This is a genomic window from Roseicyclus marinus, from assembly GCF_030163795.1.
GTDB classification, from domain to species: domain Bacteria; phylum Pseudomonadota; class Alphaproteobacteria; order Rhodobacterales; family Rhodobacteraceae; genus Roseicyclus; species Roseicyclus marinus.
This window is the reverse complement of record NZ_JASJOF010000003.1, coordinates 26234-42500: the sequence shown is the minus strand read 5'-3', so window position 1 is coordinate 42500 and position 16267 is coordinate 26234. Positions and strand designations below refer to the sequence as shown.

Below are 16267 nucleotides of genomic sequence, written 5' to 3'. Positions count from 1 at the left end.
CGTCGTGAAGAGGGAAACAACCCTGACCTCCAGCTAAGGCCCCTAATTCATGGCTAAGTGGGAAAGCAGGTGGGACGACCAAAACAACCAGGAGGTTGGCTTAGAAGCAGCCATCCTTTAAAGATAGCGTAACAGCTCACTGGTCTAAATAAGTTGTCCTGCGGCGAAGATGTAACGGGGCTCAAGCCATGAGCCGAAGCTGAGGATGCACATAGTGCATGGTAGCGGAGCGTAGTGTGACATAACTCCATGTGTCTTTACCGCCTTCCGGCGGCTTGGACACAAGGAGTTTTCTGTGAAGCCGGGGTGTGAGCCATCCGGTGGAGAGATCACTAGCGAGAATGATGACGTGAGTAGCGACAAACAGGGTGAGAGACCCTGTCGCCGAAAGTCCAAGGGTTCCTGCTTAAAGCTAATCTGAGCAGGGTAAGCCGACCCCTAAGGCGAGGCCGAAAGGCGTAGTCGATGGGAACCAGGTTAATATTCCTGGGCCATGTGGTGGTGACGGATCGCAGGTGTAGTTCGGCCTTATCGGATTGGTCGGGCTGCTGAGCGGTTCCTGGAAATAGCCCCACTATCAGATCGTACCCTAAACCGACACAGGTGGACTGGTAGAGAATACCAAGGCGCTTGAGAGAACGATGTTGAAGGAACTCGGCAAAATACCTCCGTAAGTTCGCGAGAAGGAGGCCCCGTTGGCAGGCAACTGTTGGCGGGGGGCACAAACCAGGGGGTGGCGACTGTTTATTAAAAACACAGGGCTCTGCGAAGTCGCAAGACGACGTATAGGGTCTGACGCCTGCCCGGTGCCGGAAGGTTAAAAGGAGGGGTGAGAGCTCCGAATTGAAGCCCCGGTAAGCGGCGGCCGTAACTATAACGGTCCTAAGGTAGCGAAATTCCTTGTCGGGTAAGTTCCGACCTGCACGAATGGCGTAACGACTTCCCCGCTGTCTCCAACATCGACTCAGCGAAATCGAATTGCCTGTCAAGATGCAGGCTTCCCGCGGTTAGACGGAAAGACCCCGTGCACCTTTACTACAACTTCGCACTGGCATCAGGCCAAGCATGTGCAGGATAGGTGGTAGGCTTTGAAGCAGGGACGCCAGTTTCTGTGGAGCCTCCCTTGAGATACCACCCTTGCTTTGCTTGATGTCTAACCGCGGTCCGTTATCCGGATCCGGGACCATGCGTGGTGGGTAGTTTGACTGGGGCGGTCGCCTCCTAAAGAGTAACGGAGGCGCGCGAAGGTTGGCTCAGAGCGGTCGGAAATCGCTCGTTGAGTGCAATGGCAGAAGCCAGCCTGACTGCGAGACTGACAAGTCGAGCAGAGTCGAAAGACGGCCATAGTGATCCGGTGGTCCCAAGTGGGAGGGCCATCGCTCAACGGATAAAAGGTACGCCGGGGATAACAGGCTGATGATGCCCAAGAGTCCATATCGACGGCATCGTTTGGCACCTCGATGTCGGCTCATCTCATCCTGGGGCTGGAGCAGGTCCCAAGGGTATGGCTGTTCGCCATTTAAAGAGGTACGTGAGCTGGGTTTAGAACGTCGTGAGACAGTTCGGTCCCTATCTGCCGTGGGTGTAGGATACTTGAGAGGAGTTGCCCCTAGTACGAGAGGACCGGGGTGAACGTTCCACTGGTGGACCAGTTGTCGTGCCAACGGCAGTGCTGGGTAGCTATGAACGGAAAGGATAACCGCTGAAGGCATCTAAGCGGGAAGCCCCCCTCAAAACAAGGTATCCCTGAGGGCCGAGATAGACCATCTCGTCGATAGGCCGGAGATGTAAGCGCAGTAATGCGTTCAGTTGACCGGTACTAATTGCCCGATAGGCTTGATTTGATCCAGTGAAAGCCAGGAATGGCCGATCGGATCCGAAAGCGCACATAGGTGTGCTGACTTGGATGCGTGTTTCTTCCTCGGTTTGGTGGTCATAGCGTGAGCAAAACACCCGGCTCCATTCCGAACCCGGCCGTTAAGTGCCACAGCGCCGATGGTACTGCGTCTTAAGGCGTGGGAGAGTAGGTCACCGCCAAACCTAGAAAGAAACACGCGTATCTCTCTACGATGATCACCCGCCTCGGACTTCCTTAACCGGCACGCCCGAGGCATTGGCGCGGGGTGGAGCAGCCCGGTAGCTCGTCAGGCTCATAACCTGAAGGCCGCAGGTTCAAATCCTGCCCCCGCAACCAACCTACTCAATACCCAAAAAGCCCGCCAATTCGGCGGGCTTTTGGTTTTTGTGGTGTCGATTTGTCCTGACTTAAACGTCTTCAGCTCGCCTAAAGAAACCCACCCCTTGCAGGTGTCTGAAAAGCCACGCGATACTCCCCCGAAGTTCTGATCGCCGCGAACCAACCAAGCCTTATTGTCCGCTGACGTTCGGAAAAAAGAGTTGTTCCCCGTCCACGGTGAAACTGGCGATGGCTGCTTGCCCCGCCTCCGACACGATCCAGTCGATGAAAACCTGACCCTGTTCGGCTTTGATGTGCGGGTGACGCTCGGGGTTCACGAGAATGATCCCATAGGGGTTGAAGAGCACCGGATCCCCTTCAAAGACGATCTCGAGAGGGCCACGGTTCACAAAGCTCAGCCATGTCCCACGATCCGTGAGCACATAGGCGGGAACCTGAACCGCCGTGTTCAAGGTGGCCCCCATGCCCGAGCCGGTGGACAGGTACCAAGAACCACTTGGGTCCACTCCGGCGTTGGCCCATAGCGCCATCTCCGCAACATGGGTTCCGCTGTCATCCCCACGCGAGGCGAAGGCTGCCTCGGTCGTCGCAATCGCGGTCATGGCCGCAACGGCATCGGCTGCATTGCGCAGCCCGGCCGGATCTTCGCCCGGGCCAACCAAAACGAAATCATTGTACATAACGTCGAACCGCTGCACGCCGTAGCCTTCGGCCACGAATTCCTCCTCCAGTGCACGCGCGTGGACGAAGACGACATCGGCATCGCCGCGTCGCCCGGTTTCGAGCGCTTGTCCCGTTCCTTGCGATACGACCCGAACTTCGATCCCGGTTTCGGCCTCGAAAATCGGCAAGATATGCCCGAAAAGCCCAGAGTTCTCTGTGGAGGTGGTTGAGGCAACGATGATGAAATCCTGCGCTGCCACGGGCATGGCTGCGAACAGCGCCATAGCGGACACGCCGGCAAGAATAATCCGACGATTATGGTTCATGATAAGATCACTCCCTAGGCTACCAGAGCAAATCCCCCGCGAGGAACGCCCGCGCCTCGCGCGTCCGGGGTCCAGCGAAGAAGTCCACGGCGCGCTGATGTTCCATCAGCCCACCACGATGCAAAAAAACGACGTCCTCACCCAGACGACGCGCCTGCCCGAGGTCGTGGGTGCTCATCACGATGGTGATGCCGTCCTCGGAGAAGTGCCGGATCATCGTCTCGATCGCGCGAGTGGCGGAGGGGTCGAGCGACGAAGATGGCTCGTCGAGAAACAGAACCTGCGGCCGCATCAACCATGCGCGGGCGAGCGCAAGCCGTTGCTGCTCACCCCCAGACAACAGCCGCGCAGGCCTGTCCGCCATATGGCCGAGGCCGAATCGCTCCAGTGTGTCGGAAACCGCGTTCCGGCGCGCCGCACGGCTTACGCCCTTGAGCGCGAGGGGATACTCCAGATTGCCCGCCACGCTTCGGCGCAAGAGAACCGGCCTTTGAAATACCATCGCCTGCGTCTCGGCCCGCGTTTCGCCGTTGGCCCAGATCCGGCGTCCTTGCGTCGGATCGATCAGCCCGTGACAGAGCCGAAGAAACAGGCTTTTCCCGGCCCCGTTCGCCCCCATCACCATCAAGCGCCGACCGGCCTCGATCCGCAGGGAAATGCCGGACAGCAGTGATTTACCCCCGACCGCGTAGCCGACATCCTCGAGCCGCAGGGGCAGGATGCTGGCAGGTTCGGCGGCGGTGATCATGCGGTCCGGTTTCAACCCAGGCGTCCCCGCGCCCATTGCCCTGCCCCCCATGCCGCGGCATTCAACATGAGCGTCAAGGTCAGAAGGACGATCCCCAAAGCCACAGCCAACCCGAGATTGCCCCGGTTGGTTTCAAGCGTGATCGCGGTTGTCATGGTGCGCGTGTGGTCCGCAATGTTCCCGCCGACCACCAGCACCGCCCCGACCTCCGCAGAAGCGCGCCCGAATCCCGCAAGTACTCCGGTCAGCAGGCTGACCCGCCCATCCCAGAGAAGCGTCGGCACCGCGCGCAACCTGCTTGCGCCGAGGCTGCGCAATTGCTCGTGATATTCGGCCCACAGATCCTCGAGCACGGACCGTGTGAGCGAAATCACGATCGGCAGGATCAACAGCGTCTGGGCGATGATCATCGCGCCGGGGGTGAACAGCAGCGACAAGGATCCAAGCGGCCCGGAACGGGATAACATGAGGTAGACGACCAACCCGGCCACGACCGGCGGCAGCCCCATCAAGGCATTGCTCAACACCACGACCGCCCCGCGCCCCGGAAACCGCGCCAGCGCCAACACGGCCCCAAGCGGAAGGCCGATCACGCACGCAATCACCACCGCCGTAAGCGTGACGCGGAGCGACAGGCCGATGATCTGCATCATCGCGGGATCCCCGCTGGCGATCAGGCTGAAAGCGATTGCGAAAGGGCCGTCCACGTCAATTCCCTTACAAAACAATGGAAAAAGAGCAGAATTCAAATTAAGGTGCAACAATGTAAAGCGTGCAAAGGAATGCAAGAAAATGCAGTCCGATCCCAGGGCAGATGACGCGACGGCCGTGCGCCCGCTGGTTGGCGCGTCCACGTTGATGACAACCGCAGAAGTCGCGGAGTACCTGCGCGTCAAGGAACGCACGATCTACGAAATGGTCGCCCGACAAACGATCCCGTTCAGCCGTGCCACCGGCAAGTTGCTGTTCCCGCGACGGCTGGTCGATGCATGGCTCGAGGCGCAGACGGAACTGCCCGCAACGGGCATTGCGCCCGCACCGCCGATCTATGCCGGGTCGAATGACCCGCTGCTGGAATGGGCACTACGTCAATCCGGCAGCGGTCTGGCCGTTCTGGCACGCGGGTCCGTGCAAGGTCTTGCCGATCTGGCGGAGGGCCGCGCCATCATGGCGGGGTGCCACCTGCTCGACCCTGATACGGGGGAATGGAACCTTGCCGCCGTCAGGGCGCAGTTGCCCGGTACCGGGCATGTCCTGATCCATTGGGCTCGCCGTACGCAGGGTCTGATCACCGCGGCTGACAATCCCTTGGCGATCACGGGGCTGGCGGACGCCGCGCGGCGCAAGTTGCGCTTCGCCCTGCGTGCGGATGGGGCGGGGTCGACGCGGCTGTTCGAGGTGCTTTTGTCCCGCGAGGGTTTAACCCTTGCCGATCTTGTGACGCTCGACCGCCCGGCCGAAAGCCACACGGATCTTGCAACGCTGATCGAGTCGGGCGAGGCGGATTGTGGCCTCGGGCTGCAGGCGGCAGCGGGGCATATGGGCTTCATCCCATTGGTGCGGGACGAAAGCTTTGACCTTGCCATGACGCGTCGTGAATTTTTCGAACCGCCCATACAAAGCCTTTTGGCCTTTGCCCGGACCGACGCGTTTGCCCGCCGTGCCGCGCATCTGGGCGGCTATGACATCAGTGACCTCGGTCGCGTGCTGTGGAACGGCTGATGGTCCGTCTCGCCAGCCCCGCAACCCAGACACGTGAGACCCGGCACATGCTGGCCCCGATGATCGCGGTCTGACCCATGACCGAGGATTTTCCCATGCGGCCGAACGAGATGACGGCGGACGTGATGCCGGCGACGGATGCGAGCCTGACCTATATCGGCCATATCGAAACCCCATGGACCCGGCCCGAAGATTGCCCACGCCAAGGGGACAGCGTGGCGGGCCCGGATTGCGCTCTTGTTGTCGCGCCGCCTTGGTTGCCTGCGCTGACGGGGATCGACGCTTATCCTTTCCTCGACATTCTTTACTGGATGCATCTGTCGCGCCGCGATTTGATCTTGCAGAACCCCGACCATGGTGACGCGGCGCGGGGCACATTTTCCCTGCGCTCTCCCATTCGGCCAAATCCCATCGGTCTGTCGAACGTGCGGCTGATCGGGTGGGCGGGCAATCGGGTGACGGTGCGCGGGCTGGAATGCGTTTCGGGGACGCCGTTGCTCGACATCAAACCCGACCGACGGCATTTCACGCCGCCAAGCCGGGACCGTGCGGGTGGCCAAACATCCCCCGAAGCTGGCGGATGATCGGGCGCACTGGTCTTTGCGGACCCCTGCCGCTAAGTCAGCCGACATGACCGCTCTGGTACCTCTGGAAGACTGTCTGGCGCAGGCCCTTTCGGGGCAAGGCCCGGTCTTGTCCGAGGTGGTGCCGGTGACTGCGGCGCGGGGTGGCATTCTGGCAGAACCTCTTGTTTTCCCGCTCGACACCCCCGCGCAACCCGAGGCGTTGCGCGTCGGTGTCGCTGTGGCGGCGCTGGATCTGGCCGGAGCAAGTGCAAGCCTGCCGATCCCGCTTGCGCATCCGATCCGGGTGCTGTCCGGCGATCAACTGCCACCCGGGGCAGACGCCGTTTTGCCGGCCGTCGGATTGGAAACCCTTGCGGGCGGTTTGGTCGCCATCCAGACCGTCGCACCGGGCGAAGGCGTGCGCCGCGCGGGCCATGATGGCCGCGCCGGCGCGCCGATCGCTGCGGCCGGTGCGGTGATGACCAATCACGTCTGCCATGTCGCCACCATGGCCGGGCTGGAAGTGTGCCATTTGCGGCGCCCCCGTGTCAGGGTCGACCTGCCCGATCCCCGGCATCAGGCCTTTATCGAAGGGTTCCTGACGGCACTTGGGGGAAAATTCGTCGCCGAGGCACCTGACCTGTTGCTGCGCCCATCCGACGATGCCGAACCGCGCCTTGCCCTTGCGCCGGGTGATACGGCGTGGCTGGAGCGCGAGGGCGCGATGCTTGTCCTGTCGGTTCCCCGGCGGTTTGATGCGGTGTTTGCTGCCTGTGTTGCGCTTGCCATGCCCGCGATGGCGGCATTGACCGGGGCGAAGGCCCTGACCGAGACGCGGCCCCTGACGCGAAAGATCGCATCAGGACTTGGCCTGTCCCACCTTGTCTTGCTCACGCGCCAAGACGATGCTTGGGTCCCCGGCCCGGCGGGCAGCGTAACGCTGGCTGCCTTGGCTGCTGCCGATGCCTGCGCAATCCTTCCGCCGCACAGCGAGGGCCTTCCAGCCGGTGCGATGCTGGCGGGGATCCCGCTCAACTTCCCCCTCGGGTAAACACGATGTCTGCACCCAAAGCCCCCGCCTCCACCGCGTTTCAGCAAGATCAGTTCCTGCAGGTCCTGTCGCGCGATGATGCCGAGGCCGCATTCCTTGCCGCATTGCAGCCGCGCCCGCTTGGGGCGGAGGAGATTGCGCTCGACGATCTGCCGGGGCGAGTGCTCGCCGGTGATATCGCTGCGCCAGTCGATGCGCCGCCGTTCGACCGCGCCGTGGTAGACGGGTTCGCGCTGCGCGCGGCAGACCTTTTCGAAGCCTCCGAAGTCGAACCGGTGCGCCTGCGCCTGAACCCCGAGGTGATCCATTGCGGCACGGCGCCCAGCCTTTCCGTTGCGCCCGGAACCGCCACGCCCATCGCCACCGGCGGCCCCATTCCGCGTGGGGCGGATGCTGTTGTGATGATCGAACATACCGACCCCGAAGATGACGCGATCGCAGTGGGGCGCGCGGTGTCACCGGGTAGCTTCATCGCCTTCGCCGGGTCCGATATCGCGCGGGGTCAGACGCTTTTGCGGCAGGGTACCGTGATCGGCGCGCGCGAAGTGGCGATGCTGGCGGCGGTCGGGCTTGCCCGCGCCTCGGTTTGGCGCAAGCCCCGCGTTGCGGTCATTTCCACCGGCGATGAACTGGTGCCGCCCGGTCAGCCGCTGCGCCCCGCGGGCATTTATGATTCCAATGGTCCCGTGATCGCCGCCGCCTTGCGCGAAACGGGTTGCGAGGCGGTGCATCTGGGTGCGATCCCCGATGACGAGGCGAAATTGACCGCTGCCATCGCGGACGCTTATGCCGAACATGACGCGGTGATCCTGTCGGGCGGGACATCCAAGGGCGCGGGCGATCTGACCACGCGGGTCATCGCGGGGCTTGGCGCGCCGGGGATCGTCGCGCATGGCGTGGCGCTCAAACCCGGCAAGCCCCTGTGCCTTGCGGTCTGCGCGGGCAAGCCCGTGGTGGTGCTGCCCGGCTTTCCGACATCGGCCATGTTCACCTTTCATGAAATGGTCGCGCCCGCGCTGCGGATGATGGCCGGTCTGCCGCCGCGCAGCACGGCCCGGGTTTCTGCGTCGTTGCCCTTGCGCCTGTCTTCGGAACTGGGGCGGACCGAATTTGCCATGGTCGCGCTGACCGAAGGGGCGGAGGGGCCCGTGGCCCATCCGGTGTCCAAGGGTTCCGGTGCTGTCACGGCCTTTGCGCAGGCTGATGGATTTGTGACCGTACCCGCGCTGGCTGATGGCCTGCCCGCCGGAACGAAGGCCGAGGTGACGCTGTTTGGCCCGTCGGTTGCCGCGCCGCGATTGGCGGTAATCGGCAGCCATTGCGTTGGCCTCGACGCCGTGGTGGGGCGTCTGGTGGGGCAGGGCATGATGACGCGAATCCTTGCGACCGGATCGCAGGGAGGATTGGCCGCGCTGACGCGGCGCGAATGCGATATCGCCCCGATCCATCTGCTTGATCCCGCGAGCGACAGGTACAATGCGCCGTTTCTGGCGGATGGCATGCGCCTGATCCCCGGCTGGCGGCGGATGCAGGGGTTGGTGTTCCGTCCCGGCGACCCACGGCTGGAGGGGCGCAGCTTGCCCGAGGCGCTGGCCGCGCTGCGCGCCGATCCCGAGGCGATCATGGTCAACCGCAACCAAGGTTCGGGGACGCGCGTGCTCGTGGATCGGCTATTGGCGGGCACGCGCCCGGTGGGCTACTGGAACCAGCCCAATTCGCATAATGCGGTCGCGGCGGCCGTGGTGCAGGGGCGGGCCGATTGGGGCATGGCGATCCGCCCCGTGGCCGAGGCCTTGGGTTTGGGTTTTCTGCCAGTCGCAGACGAACACTATGATTTCGCGGTCTGGCAGGACCCGCGCGATGCTGCCGCCCTTGCCGCGTTCGAGGCGGCATTGTCCGACGCCGTGGACGATCTGCAGGCGCTGGGCTTCGATCCGCGCTGAGCGGGGCGCGTTGACAAGCCGGTCTTGGCTTGCCTAAGCAAACCCGGTGCGGCCCGTGGGGCGGCATTGCGCGGGGGGAGCTGCGGCAGATGTTGGGATACATGATCTCTTCGGGGCGTGGCTTGGGGGACCGGTTGATGGTCACCGTCGCCGAAACGCTTACCGCACGTGGCGTTTCCGTGGCCGGCGCGGTGCAGCTGAATATCGAGCATGATGCCGACCGGCATTGCCACATGGATCTTCACATTCTGGGCCGGGGCGATGTGCTGCGCATTTCCGAGGATCGTGGCCGCCATGCGCGCGGCTGCCGTCTCGATCCGCGCGGGTTGGCCGATGCGGTGCAGCGCGTGGAGAGTGCCCTCGACCAAGGCACGGCCCGCGTGCTTTTGATCAACAAGTTCGGCAAGCAGGAAGCCGAGGGTGGCGGGTTCCGCGACGTGATCGGGCGCGCGCTCGGGCAGGACGTGCCGGTTCTGACCACCGTTTCGGCCGGAAACCTGCCCGCCTTTCTGGCATTCGCCGATGGGCTTGCCACCGAGATCGCGCCCAATGCGGAGGCCGCGCTGGCCTGGTGCCTTGCGGCGCTGCCCGGACATCCCCCGGCGTTGGCTGTCTAGGGACCAGTTTCGCGGCGCTCAGGTGGTCACGAGGCGGGGCCTTCATGCGGGTCGAAACCCGCGATCACGACCTCTTTCGTCCGGCAATCGTCGCACATGGTCAAAAGCCGTTTGCGCGCTGCGCCATCCTCTCCGCTGAACATCCAGTGACCCTCCAGCCGCTCCATCACGCGTCGGATGGACGACCCGGTGCCAAAGCCCTTGCCGCAAGACGAGCAGCAGAACGGCTCTTCTTCCTTGAGGATGCGCTTGGGGTTGGCCCAAGCGGCGAAATCCATCTGTGGCGTGATCGAGATGGCCTGTTCGGGACAGGTCACGGTGCAGATCCCGCATTGCACGCAGGCGCTTTCGGTGAAGCGCAGCATCGGCTTGTCGGGGTTGTCGCCAAGCGCGCCGGTCGGGCAGGCACCGACACAAGCAAGGCAGAGCGTACAGCTGTCGAGGTTGAGGGTGACGCTGCCGAAGGGCGCCCCCTTGGGCAATTCGATCCGCTGGGCCGGGCGGGGGGCGGTGCGGTTCAGCTCTTCCATGGCAAGGGTCAGCAGGCCGCGCTTGTCCTCGGGTGGCAGGAAGGAGGATCGCGTAGGGCGAAGCGGCTGGGCCGGATGCCAAAGCGCGGTTTCCAGCGCGTCCGGGTCATCGGTCTGGATCAGCGCGCAGGCGTCTACGGGTTGCCCCATCGCCTCGCAGATGACCGCCATCAGGTCGAGCGTCGTGGCAAGCCCGTCGAGCGGATGCGCGGGACGGTCCTTGGCCAGAACGCGCACACCACCCGCCCCCCAGGCCAGCGCCGCGGCCATGATTTCGGGGCCGACCTGGCTTGGCTCGTTGACCTGCACCGGAATGACATGCGCAGGCAGGCCGCGCCCGAACCGGGCCGCCGCATCGATCAGGGGCGCGCCGTGCCCTTCATCGTGGAACAGGATGACGGGCGCGCTGCGCCCGCCCGCCTCGACCCATGCCGACAGGCCGGCGCGCAAGCGGTCGGCCAAGCTGCCCACGGCAGGAAGCGCGTAGGAGGCAGCGCCGGTCGGACAGGCCGCCGCGCATTGCCCGCAGCCCGCGCAGATCGCCGGATCGATCGCCACGCTATCGCCTGCAGGCAGGATCGCTCCGGTGGGGCATAGATCCAAGCAGCGGGTGCAGCCGATCTTGGTGTTGCGCGAATGGGCGCAGAGGCCCGCCTCGAAATCGATGTATTTCGGCTTGTCGAAGACGCCGACCATCTGGCCAGCCTCGGCCACGAGCGCGGCGACAGCCGACGGGTCGCGCGGATCGGCGCGCAGGTAGCCGGGGCGCGTGTGGTGGAACAGGGGCTGGCCGCCCGTCAGATCCAGAACGAGGTCGCAGCGTGACACGGCACCATCGCGGGCCGGACCGAATTCGAGATGCTTGCGCGACGACGGGGCGGGCGCGGCATAGGCATCGACCGTCAGCTCGAAGGCACCCATGTGCCCCTTGGCCCGTGCGATGCGCCCCTGCAGCACCGGCCACGTGGTCTGGCGGGGCGGCGCGGCCTCCGCGCCGGGCAGGAGCAGCACGGTCAGGTCCAGCACGCCCGACAATTGCCGCGCAGCCTCGAGCGCCACCTCGTCGCGGCCCAGAACCAGCGCAACGCCGTTGCTTTCAAGGCTGACCGTCTCGAAGGAAGAGCCCGCCGTTTCCGCCATCGCCAGAAGCGCGGCCATCTTGGGCGCTGCCTTGGCCCCGTCATCCGACCATCCCGCGGTTTCGCGGATATTGGCGAAGCGCAGGGTGCCGGCATATCCGGCATCCTCGGCCACCTCGGAAAACAGTGGGGCTTCTTGCGTGCAGGCGACCGTGATCGCGGCAAAGCTGCCCAATGCATCTCGGAAATTGTCGAGCTGCGCGCGGCAAAGTTGGCTGGCCGGTTTGCCCGTGGCCCCCAGCGTATCGCCGGCAAGGGTCATCGTGCCTTCGCAGGTGCAGATCAGGCGGACATCGTTCGTGTCGGACATGGGGCTTTTGTCTGGCCTTGTGCTGGACTATCTCAACACCGGGTGTAATCCGAACCTTGGGTGAAGGGTAGCGGTCTCGGGAGGGAAAAACGGATGTCGAGCTTGCTTGCGGAAGACCAAGTAGGGCCAAGGCTGCATCTGCCGCCTCCGTTCACGCCGCATCGCACTGAAAACCGCGATGTGCTGGCGGCGGCTGTGGCGCTGGCCCCGTCCGAGGGTGCAGGCACGCTGGTGCTGCACCAATCGGCGGGACTTCTGGCTTTTGCCGTGGTGCTGGAACCCGAGCAGAAGCTGGTCGAAGCACAGTTGGCCTTTCTTTTGGGCATGACGGCGCTGGGCGACGCGTTGGCCGCGCATTGCCCGCCCGACCGCCCGGTGCGTCTGAACTGGCCGGACGAGGTGCTGTTCGACGGCGCGCGCATTGGCGGCGGCCGCTTTGCCATCGCGCCCGGCACGGCCGAGGATGCGGTGCCCGATTGGATGGTCTTTGCCGCCGAATTGATCGCCGACCGGCACCATATCGCCGAGCCGGGTTCCTATCCCGACAGCACGTCGCTGTTCGAGGAAGGGTTCGACCCGGCCGAGGATATCGTGTCGACCTTTGCGTCTTACATGATGCTGTATTTCGACCGCTGGGCCCATGACGGCTTTGCCGCCGTGTCGAACCGTTTCCTGATGCGGGTCGATCCCCCGCTGTTGCGGGGCGTGCGCCGGATCGAAGGCGACCAGATGATGGAAATCACCCCCTCGGGCGGCGGGCGTCGTTTGCCCCCGCTGCGCGAGGCGCTGGCGGTCCAAGGCTGGCGTGACGAAGCCGGGCCGAAGCTGTGACAAGGCTGCCGCGTACGATCCGGCTTGACCCGTCGGACCGCCACATCTTTGCCCATGCCGCAGAACCCGGCGAATGGGCGGTCCCGGGCACCTTCCTGTTTTGGGGGCGCGCACCCGACAGCCTGACCCGGAAGGAGGCGATCGCCTTTCGCTCTGGATTTCTGGGTGTGGACAGTTTCGGCCATTCCACGCTCGTCACCGTGCAGGAGGCACGCCCCGACGAGCGCGCCGCGATGGTCGAGGCTTTGGCGGATCAACTGGTCGCGCAGCTTGGCGCGCCATCCCGCGACATCGCGCGCCCCGCCGCAGAACAAGAGGTGGCGCTGGCGGAAAGCCTCTGTGCCGCACATGGCATTGGCACTCTGATCGCGCTTCATCGCAAGCACGGCGAGGATGGCGAGATCCGGGAGCAATTCCGCACCCTGCGCCCGCGCGACGAGACGGCGTTTTCCGCCTCGCACCTTATGGGCCACGACCGGGCGTTTCAGTTCTTCGAGGAAGAAACCGAGGATCACGTCGATCTCTTTCAATTGCGGGGGCAGGACTGATGCCGGAATTCTGGGTCGCTTCAGGCCATCATCTGGCGCGGCTGGATCACGCGGGCCGGATGGTCGTGACGGACGAGCTTTTGTTGGCGTGGCTTGCCCGCCCCGAGATCGTCCCCCCGTCCGACGCCTGCGCGACCGAGCGCGCCGTCCATGCGCGGCTGATGGCGGATCCGCGCGCCGCTGTTCCGCCCTTGGAACTGGCTGCGGTGAAGGATCCCGATGCGCGCGAGAACTGGCAGTTTTTTTTGACGCTGCGCGACCGGCTGCAAAAGGCGGGCACCATCGAAGAAGGCTATGCCGCGATCATGCGCGAGGGGCTGCGTCTTCCGGTCGTGTTCCTGTCGCAGTTGGTGCAGCTGATCTTGCGCAACGCGCTGGACGGGTGCGACGATCCGCAGGTGTTGCGCGCGGCCGAATGCCTGTTCCGGCCGCAGCGCGCCCATGTGAAGGACGGCATGGTCCTGATGGCCGACGAAGAGCTTGTGGCGCTATTCGAGGCCGACATGCATGCCTCTCCGCTCATGGCGATGTTCTCGGGCGGGATCGACAGCCTCGACGTGCTGGGCGGCGGCAATGAATGGACCTATTGGTCACGGTCGGACGCCCATACGATGATCTATAATTTCGGCGGAGATCCCGAAGCGCGGCGCGGCATGGCCACGGCGCTGGCTGCCTTCATCCGGCATATGCTGGGGGTAGAGCTCAGCGTCACCCCGCAGACCCGCGTCGACGATGTGGACCTGCGCTGGTATGTGGGGCTTGACCCGAACGGCACGGCCATCGGGGATTCGCTGTGGCACGGCAGGGCGTTGCCTGCCAGCCTGATCGGGGTGTTCCGGCTCGACTTTGCGGATCCGTCGGTGATGCGGGCGGATGTAGCGGGTCACCCGGTCTGGCTGCTGCTTGGCCTTGGGCAGGACGGCGCGGTGCGGATGAAACCGCAAAACCTGTTGTCCGGCCTGCCGTTGGCCGAACCGCATCTGCACTGAACGGAGGGGGACGGTATGCCAAGGGAGATCATCCGCATCGGTGTCGTGGCACAACGCCGCCCGCCCGTGACCCGTTGGAGCACCGGGGAATTGCGCCCGCTGCTGGTCCTGCCCGTCGAACCCGCGACCCCGCCCGGCACCCTGCTGGGCACGGAGGCGGGCGTCGAGACATGGTATGTGGGCGGACGCGACGTGGTTTTGTGGTCGGGGGATGCCAGCCACCACCGCGACAACCTGATGTCCGGGCGGCCGTCGGTCTGGGTGGCGTTGCGCGGGAGCGATCCGGCGCGCGCCGAGGTTATGGCCGCCACGGTCGATCCCTACGAGGGTGAGGGGCTGGCCTCGGACCCTGACCTTATCGTGGATGCGGTGCCGATGCCTGATGCTGTCGCGAGAGCTGTGGCAGCCTTCGCCGACCGGCATTTCGTCGAGATGCCCTTCAAGAAACGCAAGCGTCAGCCCGCCGACCCCAACGCGGTCGTGTCGCGTGCGCCCCGCGTCCTCCAGCCCGAGGACAAATGGGAGAATCGCAAAGGCCGGAGGTCGGATCCATGAACGGCGACGAACCCGAAGGCTTTCTGGGCCGCTGGTCACGGGTCAAGCGCACGGCGGTGCGCTCCGAGCCGGAGACCGAGTCGGAACTTCCACCCGAGGCCGATGCTGTGGCCGAGGGCACAGCCGCGCCCGAAGTCGAAACCGAAGCCGCGCCTCCGACTCTCTCGGACGAAGAACTGGCCGCCTTGCCCCGGATCGAGGATCTGGTGCAGGGCAGCGACATCCGCCCGTTCCTGCGACCGGGGGTTCCGCGGTCGCTCAAGAATGCCGCGCTGCGCCGGATCTGGATGCTGACGCCCGGTATTCGCGATCATCAGGACCCGGCTGTCGATTACGCGTGGGACTGGAACACCCCCGGCGGTGTGCCCGGTGACGGGGTGGCACCGTCCCCCGAACGCGCGGCCCAGATGTTGAAGTCACTGCTGTCCCCGCGCGGTGACACCGCAGCGGAGGCAGTGGGTGACCAGTCCGCGGAGGCGGCGGCTGCCGAGGCGATAGAATCGGACGATGCGACCGAAGCGTCGGCGGCTGATGATGGGCCAAAACCCGCGGTTTCAGCGGCTGTATCCGAGGCGACCCCCGCGGCCCGGACAACCGATGATTCCGTGCGGACAAGCAGCAACCCTGTTGACGATCCGGACGCCTTGCCGCGCAGGCGACACGGATCGGCGATGCCGGGATAACCGCCCTCACGACGGATCAATGTTGCTTGGGCTAAAGCCCTTTGGGCCATCCGGATAGAGGGTTGGGGTGTCGGGAAAAATTGCATGCATTTGACAAATTTCGCTTGACCAAACACCCGCTCTCACGCTCCTTAGGAGCAGGGCACGCGATTGTATGCAATCGTCGCGTGAGGGAAGAGAACAGGACTCATGAAAACCAGCCAGCCGGGCGACCGGCCCGCTAGTGACGCAGAAAACGCAGCGCGAGGCGACATGTATCGCTTCGTGGCGACCCTGCTTTCTCACGCGCCTTCACGGGAAATTCTGGATGGAACCGCCGCGCTGACGGGTGACCGGACAGCGCTGGGCCAGGCCATCACGGCCCTCGCCGAAGCTGCGCGCGGCACCGATGCCGCGAAGGTGGAGCGGGAATTCTTTCAGCTTTTCATCGGTGTCGGGCGCGGCGAGTTGCTGCCCTACGCCAGTTTCTATCAGACCGGTTTCCTGAATGAACGGCCGCTTGCCGAGGTCAGGAGCGATCTTTCGCGGCTGGGCATTGCCCGCGCCGAAGGGCGGTTCGAACCCGAGGATCACATCGCACTGTTGTTCGAGGTGATGGCTGACCTTGCATCCGGTGCGGTTCAGGCCCCGGCATCAATGCAGGCTGAATTTTTCGGGCGGCATATCGAACCTTGGGCTGCGCAGTTCTTCGACGATCTGGCTATCGCACCCAGTGCATCTTTTTACCGAGCAGTCGCCGAGGTTGGCCGATTGCTTGTGGACATCGAGGCGCGCGCGTTCTCGCTCGCGGCCTAACGCAAGGACCGGCAAGCGGTCTGACTACAGGAATGAAACGACACTCGGACCGGA

15 protein-coding genes, 1 tRNA gene and 2 rRNA genes (1 of these 18 only partly in view) are annotated in these 16267 nt (G+C 64.4%); 14 read left to right on the top strand and 4 right to left on the bottom strand.

Features of this window, described 5'->3' with window-relative positions; genetic code table 11:
* The 3 genes from QQK63_RS05250 to QQK63_RS05240 form a co-directional block, all read left to right on the top strand.
* Nucleotides 1–1844, top strand: a 23S ribosomal RNA gene (locus QQK63_RS05250) (it extends 985 nt beyond the left edge of the window).
* 81 nt (nucleotides 1845–1925) lie between these two features.
* A 5S ribosomal RNA gene (gene rrf / locus QQK63_RS05245) occupies nucleotides 1926–2040 on the top strand.
* 77 nt (nucleotides 2041–2117) lie between these two features.
* Nucleotides 2118–2194, top strand: a tRNA-Met gene (locus tag QQK63_RS05240).
* Between the two features lie 173 nt (nucleotides 2195–2367).
* Here the strand turns inward: QQK63_RS05240 and QQK63_RS05235 are convergent.
* Genes QQK63_RS05235 through QQK63_RS05225 form a run of 3 tightly spaced genes read right to left on the bottom strand, consistent with a single transcriptional unit; the run spans nucleotide 2368 to nucleotide 4641 of the window.
* Entirely contained in the window at nucleotides 2368–3186 is an 819-nt protein-coding gene (locus QQK63_RS05235; RefSeq protein WP_277825187.1) for an ABC transporter substrate-binding protein, read from the bottom strand.
* A 19-nt stretch (nucleotides 3187–3205) separates the two neighbouring features.
* Nucleotides 3206–3934: an ATP-binding cassette domain-containing protein gene (locus QQK63_RS05230; RefSeq protein ID WP_277825185.1), complete on the bottom strand. Its 729-nt coding sequence runs from the start codon at nucleotides 3932–3934 to the stop codon at nucleotides 3206–3208.
* A gap of 11 nt (nucleotides 3935–3945) precedes the next feature.
* A complete protein-coding gene (locus QQK63_RS05225; protein ID WP_277825183.1) occupies nucleotides 3946–4641 on the bottom strand; it encodes an ABC transporter permease in 696 nt (231 codons plus the stop codon).
* Nucleotides 4642–4726: 85 nt separating this feature from the next.
* On the opposite strand from QQK63_RS05225, the gene QQK63_RS05220 reads away from it, so the two are divergent.
* The 5 genes from QQK63_RS05220 to QQK63_RS05200 all read left to right on the top strand — a co-directional run bounded on the left by QQK63_RS05220 (nucleotide 4727) and on the right by QQK63_RS05200 (nucleotide 9833).
* The gene (locus tag QQK63_RS05220) at nucleotides 4727–5656 is read left to right on the top strand and encodes a substrate-binding domain-containing protein (RefSeq protein ID WP_277825181.1); all 930 of its coding nucleotides are present in this window, start codon (nucleotides 4727–4729) and stop codon (nucleotides 5654–5656) included.
* A gap of 77 nt (nucleotides 5657–5733) precedes the next feature.
* Nucleotides 5734–6240 (top strand): SAM-dependent methyltransferase, encoded by a 507-nt coding sequence (locus QQK63_RS05215; protein WP_277825180.1) that lies wholly within the window; start codon nucleotides 5734–5736, stop codon nucleotides 6238–6240.
* A gap of 46 nt (nucleotides 6241–6286) precedes the next feature.
* On the top strand, nucleotides 6287–7273 hold the full coding sequence (locus tag QQK63_RS05210; protein ID WP_277825178.1) for a molybdopterin-binding domain-containing protein: 987 nt from the start codon (nucleotides 6287–6289) through the stop codon (nucleotides 7271–7273).
* 5 nt (nucleotides 7274–7278) lie between these two features.
* Complete coding sequence (locus tag QQK63_RS05205) at nucleotides 7279–9216, top strand: molybdopterin biosynthesis protein (RefSeq protein ID WP_277825176.1); 1938 nt, start codon at nucleotides 7279–7281, stop codon at nucleotides 9214–9216.
* A gap of 89 nt (nucleotides 9217–9305) precedes the next feature.
* Entirely contained in the window at nucleotides 9306–9833 is a 528-nt protein-coding gene (locus QQK63_RS05200; protein WP_277825174.1) for a DUF2478 domain-containing protein, read from the top strand.
* A 26-nt stretch (nucleotides 9834–9859) separates the two neighbouring features.
* Here QQK63_RS05200 and QQK63_RS05195 read toward each other — a convergent pair whose 3' ends face one another.
* Entirely contained in the window at nucleotides 9860–11812 is a 1953-nt protein-coding gene (locus tag QQK63_RS05195) for a 4Fe-4S dicluster domain-containing protein (RefSeq protein ID WP_277825172.1), read from the bottom strand.
* Nucleotides 11813–11905: 93 nt separating this feature from the next.
* Here QQK63_RS05195 and QQK63_RS05190 point away from each other — a divergent pair, with 93 nt between their 5' ends.
* The 6 genes from QQK63_RS05190 to QQK63_RS05165 all read left to right on the top strand — a co-directional run bounded on the left by QQK63_RS05190 (nucleotide 11906) and on the right by QQK63_RS05165 (nucleotide 16213).
* The gene (locus tag QQK63_RS05190) at nucleotides 11906–12643 is read left to right on the top strand and encodes a biotin/lipoate--protein ligase family protein (protein WP_277825170.1); all 738 of its coding nucleotides are present in this window, start codon (nucleotides 11906–11908) and stop codon (nucleotides 12641–12643) included.
* Nucleotides 12640–13191 (top strand): DUF6505 family protein, encoded by a 552-nt coding sequence (locus QQK63_RS05185; RefSeq protein ID WP_277825168.1) that lies wholly within the window; start codon nucleotides 12640–12642, stop codon nucleotides 13189–13191. The genes QQK63_RS05190 and QQK63_RS05185 overlap by 4 nt, the downstream gene beginning before the upstream one ends.
* Nucleotides 13191–14180 carry a DUF6352 family protein gene (locus QQK63_RS05180; RefSeq protein WP_277825166.1) on the top strand — a complete coding sequence of 330 codons (990 nt, stop codon included), beginning with the start codon at nucleotides 13191–13193 and terminating at the stop codon, nucleotides 14178–14180. Before QQK63_RS05185 ends, QQK63_RS05180 begins: the two co-directional genes overlap by 1 nt.
* A gap of 15 nt (nucleotides 14181–14195) precedes the next feature.
* Nucleotides 14196–14735: a DUF3305 domain-containing protein gene (locus QQK63_RS05175; protein ID WP_277825164.1), complete on the top strand. Its 540-nt coding sequence runs from the start codon at nucleotides 14196–14198 to the stop codon at nucleotides 14733–14735.
* Nucleotides 14732–15418, top strand: a complete 687-nt coding sequence (locus QQK63_RS05170; RefSeq protein ID WP_277825162.1) for a DUF3306 domain-containing protein — start codon at nucleotides 14732–14734, stop codon at nucleotides 15416–15418. Before QQK63_RS05175 ends, QQK63_RS05170 begins: the two co-directional genes overlap by 4 nt.
* A gap of 189 nt (nucleotides 15419–15607) precedes the next feature.
* On the top strand, nucleotides 15608–16213 hold the full coding sequence (locus tag QQK63_RS05165) for a TorD/DmsD family molecular chaperone (RefSeq protein WP_277825160.1): 606 nt from the start codon (nucleotides 15608–15610) through the stop codon (nucleotides 16211–16213).
* Nucleotides 16214–16267 lie beyond the last annotated feature (54 nt).